Source organism: Caulobacter sp. B11, from assembly GCF_002737765.1.
Classification (GTDB): domain Bacteria; phylum Pseudomonadota; class Alphaproteobacteria; order Caulobacterales; family Caulobacteraceae; genus Caulobacter.
The window spans coordinates 1-11,144 of record NZ_PEGG01000063.1 but is presented as its reverse complement, the minus strand read 5'-3'; the positions used below and the strand labels follow the sequence as shown (position 1 = coordinate 11,144).

The 11,144-nt window shown below is 69.3% G+C and carries 9 protein-coding genes and 4 pseudogenes; 10 read left to right on the top strand and 3 right to left on the bottom strand.

Annotated features, from left to right (window positions below; translation table 11 throughout):
- Positions 1 to 222 (bottom strand): annotated as a pseudogene (locus CSW58_RS04130) (hypothetical protein); the annotation flags it as partial.
- Positions 223 to 348: 126 nt separating this feature from the next.
- On the opposite strand from CSW58_RS04130, the pseudogene CSW58_RS04125 reads away from it, so the two are divergent.
- The 5 genes and pseudogenes from CSW58_RS04125 to CSW58_RS04110 all read left to right on the top strand — a co-directional run bounded on the left by CSW58_RS04125 (position 349) and on the right by CSW58_RS04110 (position 4,410).
- A pseudogene (locus CSW58_RS04125) lies at positions 349 to 1,643 on the top strand (acyl-CoA dehydrogenase family protein).
- 114 nt (positions 1,644 to 1,757) lie between these two features.
- Complete coding sequence (locus CSW58_RS04120) at positions 1,758 to 2,390, top strand: LemA family protein (protein ID WP_099446419.1); 633 nt, start codon at positions 1,758 to 1,760, stop codon at positions 2,388 to 2,390.
- A 109-nt stretch (positions 2,391 to 2,499) separates the two neighbouring features.
- Positions 2,500 to 3,270 (top strand): annotated as a pseudogene (locus CSW58_RS14910) (YgcG family protein); the annotation flags it as partial.
- A 1-nt stretch (position 3,271) separates the two neighbouring features.
- On the top strand, positions 3,272 to 3,967 hold the full coding sequence (locus CSW58_RS14905) for a TPM domain-containing protein (protein ID WP_236627640.1): 696 nt from the start codon (positions 3,272 to 3,274) through the stop codon (positions 3,965 to 3,967).
- A gap of 10 nt (positions 3,968 to 3,977) precedes the next feature.
- A pseudogene (locus CSW58_RS04110) lies at positions 3,978 to 4,410 on the top strand (DUF1330 domain-containing protein).
- A gap of 1 nt (position 4,411) precedes the next feature.
- Here the strand turns inward: CSW58_RS04110 and CSW58_RS04105 are convergent.
- Positions 4,412 to 6,157 (bottom strand): amidohydrolase family protein, encoded by a 1,746-nt coding sequence (locus CSW58_RS04105; RefSeq protein ID WP_099446417.1) that lies wholly within the window; start codon positions 6,155 to 6,157, stop codon positions 4,412 to 4,414.
- Between the two features lie 155 nt (positions 6,158 to 6,312).
- Here CSW58_RS04105 and CSW58_RS04100 point away from each other — a divergent pair, with 155 nt between their 5' ends.
- Positions 6,313 to 7,500 carry an acetyl-CoA C-acyltransferase gene (locus CSW58_RS04100; protein WP_099446416.1) on the top strand — a complete coding sequence of 396 codons (1,188 nt, stop codon included), beginning with the start codon at positions 6,313 to 6,315 and terminating at the stop codon, positions 7,498 to 7,500.
- 271 nt (positions 7,501 to 7,771) lie between these two features.
- Positions 7,772 to 7,903, top strand: coding sequence for a hypothetical protein (locus CSW58_RS15640; RefSeq protein WP_255406541.1), 132 nt, complete (start codon positions 7,772 to 7,774; stop codon positions 7,901 to 7,903).
- On the opposite strand, the gene CSW58_RS04095 is transcribed toward CSW58_RS15640, so the two are convergent.
- On the bottom strand, positions 7,900 to 8,379 hold the full coding sequence (locus tag CSW58_RS04095; RefSeq protein WP_369825068.1) for a COG3650 family protein: 480 nt from the start codon (positions 8,377 to 8,379) through the stop codon (positions 7,900 to 7,902). The two genes, CSW58_RS15640 and CSW58_RS04095, sit on opposite strands and share 4 nt — an antisense overlap.
- Before the next feature lie 66 nt (positions 8,380 to 8,445).
- On the opposite strand from CSW58_RS04095, the gene CSW58_RS04090 reads away from it, so the two are divergent.
- The 3 genes from CSW58_RS04090 to CSW58_RS04080 all read left to right on the top strand — a co-directional run.
- A complete protein-coding gene (locus tag CSW58_RS04090) occupies positions 8,446 to 9,537 on the top strand; it encodes a DNA cytosine methyltransferase (protein WP_099446415.1) in 1,092 nt (363 codons plus the stop codon).
- A gap of 78 nt (positions 9,538 to 9,615) precedes the next feature.
- Positions 9,616 to 10,602 (top strand): cysteine synthase A, encoded by a 987-nt coding sequence (gene cysK / locus CSW58_RS04085; protein WP_099446414.1) that lies wholly within the window; start codon positions 9,616 to 9,618, stop codon positions 10,600 to 10,602.
- 126 nt (positions 10,603 to 10,728) lie between these two features.
- Positions 10,729 to 11,144 (top strand): very short patch repair endonuclease (locus CSW58_RS04080; protein WP_099446413.1); only part of this gene is annotated, 416 nt, incomplete at its 3' end.

Here is an 11,144-nt window from a genome sequence, read left to right as displayed (position 1 = left end):
GACCGCGCCGGAAGCCCCGACCACGCCCTCGCCGAACACGGCCTGCAGGCGGCCGATGAACAGTTCGCGATTGGGCTGCGACGAAATCATCTCGATCAGCAGCAGGACCGAGCCCTCGACCGTGGCCACCAGGACGGCGCCCGCCAACACGCCCAGCCAGCGCGGCTTGACGTAAAGTCCAAGCGCGGCCCCCAGGACGGCGCAGATGGCCAGGGTGATCATGCGGCCACCCTGCCAAAAGGATATCAAGACCGGGTTAAGCTCGCCCTTCCCGTCCTTTCCGAAGCGGCAGCCTTGGCGCGCCTTCCCGCCGGATCATGCTTCCGAAAAAATGCAGGGAGACGCGCCATGGACTTCAATCTCCCGCCGGAACTGACCGCCTATCTGGCGACCCTCGACGCCTTCATCGAGGCCGAGATCGCGCCGCTGCAGGCGCGCGATGACAATGAGCGCTTCTTCGACCCACCGCGCGAATGGGCCCGAACCGACTGGGACGCCGGCGGCCTGCCCCGCCACGACTGGGAAGCGCTTCTGGCCAAGGCCCGCAAGCTGGCCGACGCCGCGGCCACTACCGCTTCGCCCTGCCGAAGGAATTCGGCGGCCAGGGCGGCTCCAACCTGTGGATGGCGGTGATCCGCCAACCTGGCCGCCAAGGGCCTGGGCCTGTTCAACGACCTGCAGAACGAGCACTCGATCGTCGGCAACAATCCGTTCGTGCTGATGATCCGCGACTTCGGCCGGCCCGACCAGCAGTCCCTGATCACCGACATGCTGGACCGCGGCGCCTTTCGCCCGACCTTTGGCCTGACCGAGCCCGACCATGGCTCGGACGCCACCTTCATGGAGACCCGGGCGGTGCGCGAGACCGTCGACGGCGTCGAGGGCTGGCGGATCAATGGCGAGAAGATGTGGACCACCGGCATGCACGCCGCCACCCACTGCTGCCTGTTCGCCCGCACCAGCGGCGAGGACGGCGCGGCCCGGGGCATCACCGCCTTCCTGGTGCCCGCCGAGGCCCGGGCGTGAAGATCGAGGAATATCTCTGGACCTTCAACATGCCCACCGACCACCCGCGGGTCAGTTTCACCGACGTCTGGGTGCCGGATACGGCGATGTTCGGTCCCGAGGGCGGCGGCCTGGCCCTGGCCCAGCACTTCGTGCACGAAAACCGCATCCGCCAGGCGGCCTCCAGCCTGGGCGCGGCGACCTTCTGCATAGAAGAGAGCGTCAAGTACGCCCGGGTCCGCAAGCCGTTCGGCAAGCCGCTGTCCGAGAACCAGGCCATCCAGTTCCCACTGGTCGAGCTGGCCAGCACCGCCGAGATGCTGCGCCTGCTGATCCGCAAGACCGCCTGGGAAATGGACCAGATGACCAAGCCGGAGGTGGAAAAACGCCTCTCCGACAAGGTGTCGATGTGCAACTACCAGGCCAATCGCCTGGTCTGCGAGGCCGCCGACCGGGCCATGCAGGTGCATGGCGGCATCGGCTATTCGCGCCACAAACCCTTCGAGCACATCTATCGCCACCATCGCCGCTACCGGATCACCGAGGGCAGCGAGGAGATCCAGATCCGCAAGGTCGCCGCCTGGCTGTTTGGCTATATGGGCCCGCGCAAGGCGGCCTTCGCCGAGGCGGGACTCTAGGGGCGCCGGGAACGGCGTTCGCTGGGTCGTTGCATCGTGTCGAGGGGCGCCGTTAGTGTGCCCCTCGACCGACCGGCGGCGTCGCCGGATCCAAACAGAGCCCGAGGGACTTCCATGCGGATGCTTCGCACCATCGCCCGCCTCGCCCCCATCCTGATCCTGTCGACCGTCCTGGCCGGCTGCGGGATCAACGCCATCCCGACCCGCGACGAAAACACCAAGGCCGCTTGGGCCGAGGTTCAGAACCAGTACCAGCGCCGCGCCGACCTGATCCCCAACCTGGTGGCGACGGTGAAGGGCTATGCGGCCCAGGAAAAGGACGTGCTGACCGCGGTGACCGAGGCCCGGGCCAGCGCCACCCAGGTCAAGGTCGACGCCTCGACCATCACCGACCCTGTCGCCTTCGAGAAATACGCCGCCTCGCAGGACCGGCTGTCGGGCGTCCTGGGTCGGCTGATGATGATCCAGGAAAGCTATCCCGACCTGAAGTCGAACCAGAACTTCCTGGCCCTGCAGAGCCAGCTGGAGGGCACAGAGAACCGCATCGCCATCGCGCGGCGCGACTACAACCAGACGGCCCTGATCTACAACAAGACCCTGCGCACCTTCCCCACCATCCTGTGGGCCAAGACTGTCTATAGCGACCAGAAGCCGGCCCAGCTGTTCCAGGCCACCGCCAGCGCCCAGTCGGCCCCCAGCGTCGACTTCAGCGCCCCGCCGGCGGCGGCCCCGAAGCCGGCTCAGTAGCGTGCACCGTAGCCGTTCATCCCCGCGAAAGCGGGGACCCAAGCTGAGCGCATTTCTGAGGCGCGGCTGTGTGACGATCACCTCGGCTTGGGCCCCCGCTTTCGCGGGGATGAGCGGGCTTGGGTTGGCCATCGCCCTGCTATTCACCGCCCCCGCCCTCGCCGACCCGACCTTCCCGCCCCTGACCGGCCGGGTGGTCGACAACGCCAACATCCTCTCGCCCCAGGCCGAGACCGACCTGACCGCCAAGCTCGCGAGCCTGGAGCAGACCACCGGCCGCCAGCTGGTCGTCGCCACCCTGCCCGACCTTCAGGGCTACGAGATCGAGGACTACGGCTATCGCCTGGGCCGGGCCTGGGGGATCGGCGAGAAAGACAAGAACACCGGCGTCATCCTGCTGGTGGCGCCGAAGGAACGAAAGGTGCGGATCGAGGTCGGTTACGGCCTGGAGCCGATCCTGACCGACGCCCTGTCCAGCGTGATCATCCAGTCGGCCGTGCTGCCGAAATTCAAGGCCGGCGACCTGGAGGGCGGCGTCGTGGCCGGGGCCGACGAACTGGTCACCCAGCTGAGCCTGCCCGAGGACGAGGCCAAGGCCAGGGCGGCACAGGCCTTCACGGTTCAGGAGTCCGACAAGGGCGGCGACTTTCCGCCGATCGTCCTGATCTTCATCGGCATCTTCGTGCTCTTCCTGCTGATGCGGATGCTGCGCGGCGGGCGACGGGATCGCAGCGGCCTGGGCTCGGCCCTGCCATGGATCATCCTCAACGGCCTGCTCAACAGCGGCGGACGCGGCGGCGGCGGCTTTGGCGGCGGCGGCGGGGGTGGTTTCAGCGGCGGCGGCGGCTCGTTCGGCGGCGGCGGATCCTCGGGGACTGGTGATGATCAGGATTTCAGACGCCGACCAGGCCCGTGTCGCCGAGGCCGTGGCCCGGGCCGAGGCCACCACCTCCGGCGAGATCTATTGTGTCGTGGCCCCAGAGGTGTCGACCGACGTCGAGACGCCCCTGATCTGGGCGGCGGCCATCGCCCTGCTGCTGCCGGCCCTGGCCCTGCTGGCCGGCCTGCGTCCCGCCATGCTGACCGCCCTGTTCGGCGGCTGGACGGTCGGCCATGCCAGCGCCGTCGACGGCGCGATCCTGTCGGCGCTGATCACCTATGTCGGCCTGCAGGCGGCGGTGTTCGTGGTCGCGGCCCTGGTGGTGTCGATCCCGCCGATCCGCCGCGCCCTGACGCCCCGCGGCCTCAAGGTCGCCCAGGTGCGACGCGCGGCCATGGACCTGTTCCTGGCCAAGGACCTGCACCGCACCCGCGACCGCACCGGGGTGCTGATCTTCGCCGCCCTGGCCGAGCACCGGGTCGAGGTCATCGCCGACGAGGGCATCTATGCCGCCGCGCCGCACGCGGTCTGGGACGAGGTGGTCGCCGACGTCGTCGCCGGCATGAAGCGCGGCAAGGTCGCCGATGGCTTCATCGCCGCCGTGGCCCGCACCGGCGCGATCCTGGCCCAGCACATGCCGCCGCGCGCCGGCGACACCAACGAGCTTCCCGACGGCCTGACCGTCCTACCCCGCTAAAGGCCGCCCCATGTCCAGCATCGATCCGACCCGCGAGCAGTTCAACGCCTTCAAGGCCCTGCCGCGCGACACCCCGATCCAGATGCTGAACCTGGTGCGCCTGAAGGCCGTGGCCGACTATCCGGCCGATCACCCCGACCACGGCAAGGGCCTGTCGGGCCTGGAGGCCTATCGCGCCTATGGCCGCGCCACGGCGCCGCTGTTCCAGAGCCTGGGCGGACGCCAGATCTGGGCCGGTCGGCCCGAGACGGTGGTGACCGGCCCGGACGACGAGCGTTGGGACCTGGCCTTCATCGCCGAATATCCCAATGCCGGGGCCTTCCTGGCCATGGTCACCGACCCCGGCTATCGCGAGGACGTCAAGCACCGCCAGGCGGCGGTCGCGGACTCGCGGCTGATCCGCCTGGCGCCGGTGACGCCAAGGCGAGGGCTTCGGGGAATAGGCTATTCCGCCGCCAGGGCCATGGGCGCGGCCTGGCTTCCGCGCACCAGCCGGCCCGGCAGGGCCCCGGTGGGGTCGCCGTCGCGATAGGTGACCACGCCGCCGACGATCGTGGCCACATAGCCCTGCGCCTTCTGGGTCAGGCGTCGCCCGCCGGCCGGCAGGTCATAGGCGACCGACGGGGCCTCCAGCGACAGGCCCTCATAGTCGATGACATTCAGATCGGCCCGGTAGCCCGGCGCGATCAGGCCGCGATCCATCAGGCCGACCGTCATGGCGGTGTCGCGGGTCTGCATCGCCACCATCGTCTCCAGCGCGATGCGCGGACCGCGAGTCCTATCGCGGGTCCAGTGGGTCAGGTTGCTGGTCGGGAAGCTGCCGTCGCAGATCATGCCGACATGGGCCCCGCCGTCCGACAGGCCGGGCACGGTATCGCGGTGGTTGAGCATGGCGAAGCTGGGATCCAGCGAGCCGTCGGCATAGTTCAGGAACGGGTTGTAGAGCATGCCGCGCCCACCGTTCTCCAGCATGGCGTCGAGGGCGACCTCGGCCGGGTCGCGTCCCGACGCAGCGGCGCGAGCGGCGACCGTCATGTCGGCGGTCGGCTCGTAATCGGGCGAGTCGGCCATCGGGTAGAGATTGTCCCAGGCCCGCAGGCTGCGGATGGTGAACGGCCCCGCGCCCTCGCCGTCCCCGGCCAGCAGGCGCTGGCGGAAGCCTGGGTCGGACAGGGCGGCGACCTTGTCGGCCAGCGACGCCCGGGCGATCTCGGCGAAAACCGGGCTCTGGCTGAACGGGTTGAGCGTCAGCTCCAGGCCAAACAGCACGCCAACCGGCCGGCCGGCGACCTGGGCCTTCATCGGCAGGCCGGCGTCGACAGCGGCCGACAGCCCCGCCAGCATCGCCTTCCAGCCGCTCGGCGAATGCGGGCTCTGGACCAGCGAGAACGACAAAGGCCGCCCTGAGGCCTCGACGATCCGGCGGACCATGGCGAGCTCGGCCAGGCCGTCGGGGTGGAAGTCCGAGACCAGTTGCAGCACGCCCTTGCCGGCCGCCGCCAGACCCATGGCGATGCCGGTCAGCTCGTCTTCGCCGGCCGTCAGGGTCGGGGTCGGCTGGCCGTCGCTGGTGCGGTGATTGAGGGTGCGCGAGGTGGAAAAGCCCAGGGCGCCGGCCTCGACCGCCCGCTGGGCGATGGCGGCCATGGCGGCGATGTCGGCGGGCGTCGCCGGCTCGCGATTGGCCCCGCGCTCGCCCATCACATAGACCCGCAGGGCGGCGTGCGGCAGTTGGGCGGCGATGTCGACGTCGAAGGCCCGCGCCTCAAGCGCGTCGAGATAGTCGGGGAAGCTCTCCCAGGTCCAGGGTAGGCCTTCGGTCAGCACCGGAAAGGGAATGTCCTCGACCCCCTCCATCAGCCGGATCAGGCGGTCGCGGTCTTCCGGCCGGCAGGGGGCGAAGCCGACCCCGCAATTGCCCATCACCACCGTGGTGACGCCGTGGCCTGAGGATGGCGTCATCCGATGATCCCAGGTGGCCTGGCCGTCATAGTGGGTGTGGATGTCGACAAAGCCCGGCGTGATCAGGCGGCCGGCCGCGTCGATCTCCTCGGCTCCCGCCGCGAGACCGGGGCCGACGGCGGCGATCAGACCGTCCCGGATGCCGACATCGGCGAGGAAGCCCGGCGCCCCGGAGCCGTCGACCACCCGGCCGCCGCGCAGCACCAGATCATAGGCATGATCGGCCATGGTCGTTCCTCCCCTATCTTATCGTTGATCAGAAGGGTCCGTCCGCCGGAGGCCCCGGTCAAGGCGCTTTACGTTCGCGTGATCTTTCGCTCGGGGAAATCCCGGTCTAGGGTGCGCGCCAATTCAAACTAACGTTTAACGGGGAGAAGCGCCCAATGCGCGAAGCGGTCATCGTCTCTTACGCCCGCACCGGTCTGGCCAAGTCCAACCGCGGTGGTTTCAACAACACGCACGGCGCCGCCATGGCGGGTCACGCCATCCAGCACGCCGTCTCGCGCGCCGGCCTTGATGGCGGCGAAGTCGAAGACGTCGCCCTGGGCTGCGGCGGCCCCGAAGGCGCCACCGGCATGAACGTGGCGCGCAACGCCGCCATGTGGGCCGGCCTGCCGGTCACCGTCTCGGGCCAGACCATCAACCGCTTCTGCTCCTCGGGCCTGCAGGCCATCGCCACGGCGGCCAACTATGTCCGCAATGACGGCGCCAATGTCGCCATCGGCGGCGGCGTCGAGTCGATCTCCCTGGTGCAGGGCGGCGGTCACATGAACCGCTTCCACATCACCGAAGAGAAGCTGATGGGCACCCATCCGGCCCTCTGGATGGCGATGATCGACACCGCCGACATCGTGGCCAAGCGCTACAACATCAGCCGCGAATACCAGGACGAATACGCCCTGCGCAGCCAGCAGCGCATCGCCGCCGCCCAGGCCGCCGGCCTGTTCGCCGACGAGATCGTCCCGATGGCCACCAAGATGAAGGTGGTCAACAAGGAAACCAAGGAAGAGAGCCTGGTCGACTACGTGGTCGACAAGGACGAGTGCAACCGTCCGGAAACCACGCTCGAAGGCCTCAACAGCCTCAAGCCGGTGATGGGCGAAGGCAAGTTCGTGACCGCCGGCAACGCCAGCCAGCTGTCGGACGGCGCCGCCGCCGTGGTGGTGATGGAAGCCGCCGAGGCCGCCCGTCGCGGCCTGACCCCGCTGGGCGCCTTCCGCGGCTTCGCCGTGGCCGGCTGCGAGCCGGACGAGATGGGCATCGGCCCGGTCTACGCCGTGCCGCGCCTGCTTGAGCGCCACGGCCTCAAGGTCGACGACATCGACCTGTGGGAACTGAACGAAGCCTTCGCCTCGCAGTGCCTCTACAGCCGCGACAAGCTCGGCATCGATCCGGAAAAGTACAATGTCAACGGCGGCTCGATCGCCATCGGCCACCCCTTCGGCATGACCGGCGCCCGCTGCGCCGGCCACCTGCTGATGGAAGGCAAGCGTCGCGGCGCCAAGCTGGGCGTGGTGACCATGTGCATCGGCGGCGGCATGGGCGCCGCCGGCCTGTTCGAAATCTTCTGATTTCGATCAGGACGGACAAGAGGCGCCCATCACTCAAAGTGGCTGAAATCGCTCACGCGATTTCAGCGCGGCGCCGCCGGCCTGTTCGAAATCTTCTAAAAATCGATCCGAACTGATCGAACTGACTCTGACAGCCCGGGCGCTCACCGCGTCCGGGCTGTTAAATTTTCGTCATGATGTTGATTGGCCTTGTGGGCGGGGTGTTCGTAACCAATTGAGTTGCGGAACAAGGCCCTCCTCCCTCCGGGCCGCTACGCATCGAGACCTCGACATGGCCGCCAAGGCCCTTTTCTCCTTCGCCGCCCTGGTCGCCGTGACCCTGGGCCTGCTGATCCCCACCCCCGGCGCCCACAAGTCCCTGCACCAACAGTCGATGATCGAAACGATGGACGTCGGCCGCTAGGGCCTGGGCTGGGCCGCCAGGTCGGCCGGGCGCGCGCCGCAGCCCTTGAGCACGGCCCCGTTGATCGTCACCTGCGCCATGTAGTCATAGGTCCGGTCGGACATGCCGTCCGAACAGGTCTCGGGCGTCAGAACCACGGCCATGCCGGTCGCGGTCCACTGACCCGCGCCATCGACGGTCACCGCCCCTGGATTGGCCGCCACCACCTCGCCATGATCGGGACGCGTCAGGCTCATGCCGCCCGGGCGAATCTTCAGGTTCCAGAAGGGCTCGGTCCCGACCAGATCGAAGTCGCCGCTGAAGTCGGCGACCGGCGGAACCGAGGCCGGGGCGTCGGCCGGGGCGCTTGATACGCCCTCCGACTGACCCATCGGCGCCTCGCCGCAGGCGGCCAGCGAGGCGGCGAGCAGCAGGCTCATGCAAAGGCTGGCGGCGAAGCGGGTCATGGCGGCGCTATCCTCGGGCTGGCGGCTCACGCTAGACTCTCCGGCGATGAATCGGAACGCCCTCCAAGCTTCTACGAATTTTTCGCCGGCGGCGGCATGGCGCGGCTGGGCCTGGGCGAGGGCTGGACCTGCGCCTTCGCCAATGACTTCGACCCGGCCAAGGCCGCCACCTATCGCGCCAACTTCGCCGACGCCGGGCGACAGAACGGCGAGGGTCACTTCCACGAGGGCGATGTCTGGAAGATCGCCCCCGCCGACCTGCCCGGCCAGGCCGACCTGGCCTGGGCCTCCAGCCCCTGCCAGGACTTCAGCCTGGCCGGAGCCCGGGCCGGACTGAGCGGCGGCCGCTCGTCGGCCTTCTTCGGCTTCTGGAAGCTGATGCAGGCCCTGAGCGCCGAGGGGCGCGGCCCGACCAGCGTGGTGATCGAGAATGTCGTCGGCCTGCTGACCTCGCATGGCGGCGCGGACTTCACCGCCCTGTGCCAGGCCCTGGCCGACCAGGGCTATCGCTTCGGGGTCCTGGAAATCGACGCGGCCCGTTTCACCCCGCAGTCGCGGCCCCGGGTGTTTGTCGTGGCCACCCGCGCCCCGATCAACGGCCTGTCCGGCGAGAGCGTCTTCCACAGTCGCGCCGTGCGCCAGGCCCATGAGCGGCTGCCGCCCGCGCTGCGCGAGGCCTGGGTCTGGTGGGGCCTTGCCGCGCCGCCGACCCGCAACAGCGACCTGGCCGCCCTGCTCGATCCCGACGCGACGGCCCGCTGGCATGACGTCGCCCGCACCGAGGCCCTGCTCGACCTGATGGCCCCCGCCCATCGCGCCGCCGTCGATCAAAAAGTCGCTGACGGAGGCCGCGCGGTCGGGGCGGTGTTCCGGCGCATGCGCGGCCAGGATCAAAGGGCCGAGGTGCGGTTCGACGGCCTGGCCGGCTGCCTGCGCACGCCGCGCGGCGGCTCCTCGCGCCAGACCCTGCTGGTCATCGAAGGCGGCCAGGTGCGCTCGCGGCTGCTGTCGCCGCGCGAAGGGGCGCGGCTGATGGGCCTGCCCGAGGGCTACAGCCTGCCGGCCAGCCAGACCGCCGGTCTGCATGTGATCGGCGACGGGGTGGCGGTTCCGGTGGTGCGCTGGCTGGGCGAGCGACTTCTTGCCCCCCTCGCCCTCAGGAAAACTGCATCCGTCGCCGCCGAATGACCCCCTGACACCTCCGGTCCCTCGGCCTAAGGTGGCCCGGATCAAGGGGCTAGCCCCAACCGACAAGCGAGATTCTCCATGGACGACGCCTCCTCCACCTATGACGCCGCGCGGTTCAAGCGCTCGGGTCGCGGCAAGATCTATGACTCGATCATCGACACCATCGGCGACACCCCGCTGGTGCGCCTGCCCAACCTGACCGCCGCGCTGAAGCCCAAGGGCACGGTCCTGGCCAAGCTGGAATTCTTCAACCCGCTCGCCTCGGTCAAGGACCGCATCGGCGTGGCCATGGTCGAATATCTGGAGGCCAAGGGTCTGCTGACCCCGGGCGACACCATCGTCGAGCCGACCAGCGGCAATACTGGCATCGCCCTGGCCTTCGTGGCCGCGGCCAAGGGCTACAAGCTGATCCTGGTCATGCCCGAGAGCATGTCGATCGAGCGCCGCAAGATGCTGCTGCTGCTGGGGGCCAAGCTGGAACTGACCCCGGCCGAGAAGGGCATGCGCGGCGCCGTCGCCCGCGCCCAGGAGATCATTGACGCCACCCCCGGCGCGGTGATGCCCCAGCAGTTCGAGAACGCCGCCAATCCGCTGATCCACCGGGTCTCGACCGCCGAGGAAATCTGGAACGACACCGCCGGGACCGTCGATGCGGTCGTCGCCGGCGTCGGCACCGGTGGCACCATCTCGGGCATCGGTCAGGCGCTGAAGGCGCGCAAGCCGTCGCTGAAGATGGTCGCCGTCGAGCCCGAGGCCTCGGCCGTGCTGTCGGGCGGCGCGCCCGGCCCGCACAAGATCCAGGGCATCGGCGCCGGCTTCGTGCCGGGGATCCTCGACCGCGGGGTCATCGACGAGATCGTCCAGGTCAGCAATGACGACGCCTTCGCCATGGCCCGTCGCGCGGCCGCCAGCGAGGGCCTGCCGGTCGGCATCAGCTCGGGCGCGGCCCTGACCGCCGCCTTCGACCTGGCCTCGCGCGATGAGTATGCCGGCAAGCTGATCGTGACCATCATCCCCAGCTTCGCCGAGCGCTATCTGTCCACAGCCCTGTTCGACGGACTCTAGGCCAGACGGCGTCCGTCCGGTGCGGATCGGCGTCGTCGGATGCGGGCTGGGCGGGATGGCCGCCCAGCCTCTGATGCTCCCCTCGCCCGGGCCGCTTCCCGCCCCAGGCCCGACCCTGTCCTGGCCGTGACCGACGTCTTCGACAAGGCCAAGCGCTCGGCGGTGATGGCGCAGGTCAAGAGCACCGGCACCACGCCTGAACGGACCCTGCGCAAACTGCTCACCGAGCTGGGCGTTCGCTATCGCCTGCATCGCAAGGACCTGCCGGGCACGCCGGACATCGTCATGCCGGGCCGCCGTCTGGCGATCTTCGTCAATGGCTGCTTCTGGCACGGTCATGACTGCCCGCGCGGATCGCGCGTGCCCAAGGCCAACCGCGACTATTGGCTGGCCAAGGTCGAGCGCAACCGGGCGCGCGACCTGCGCAACCTGCGGGCCCTGGAGGAGGCCGGATGGCGGGCCGAGACCGTCTGGGAATGTGAGACCCGCGACACCCCCGCCCTGATCGGCCGGCTGTCCAGCCTGGTGGGCGACAAGGGGGA

Bases quoted from the DNA above. Each gene is read 5' to 3' on its own strand.
- CSW58_RS04100 (WP_099446416.1), top strand. From the start codon at position 6,313: ATGCGCGAAGCGGTCATCGTCTCTTACGCCCGCACCGGTCTGGCCAAG.
- CSW58_RS04120 (WP_099446419.1), top strand. From the start codon at position 1,758: ATGCGGATGCTTCGCACCATCGCCCGCCTCGCCCCCATCCTGATCCTG.
- CSW58_RS15640 (WP_255406541.1), top strand. From the start codon at position 7,772: ATGGCCGCCAAGGCCCTTTTCTCCTTCGCCGCCCTGGTCGCCGTGACC.
- cysK (WP_099446414.1), top strand. From the start codon at position 9,616: ATGGACGACGCCTCCTCCACCTATGACGCCGCGCGGTTCAAGCGCTCG.
- CSW58_RS04090 (WP_099446415.1), top strand. From the start codon at position 8,446: ATGGCGCGGCTGGGCCTGGGCGAGGGCTGGACCTGCGCCTTCGCCAAT.
- CSW58_RS14905 (WP_236627640.1), top strand. From the start codon at position 3,272: ATGATCAGGATTTCAGACGCCGACCAGGCCCGTGTCGCCGAGGCCGTG.
- CSW58_RS04105 (WP_099446417.1), bottom strand. From the start codon at position 6,157: ATGGCCGATCATGCCTATGATCTGGTGCTGCGCGGCGGCCGGGTGGTC.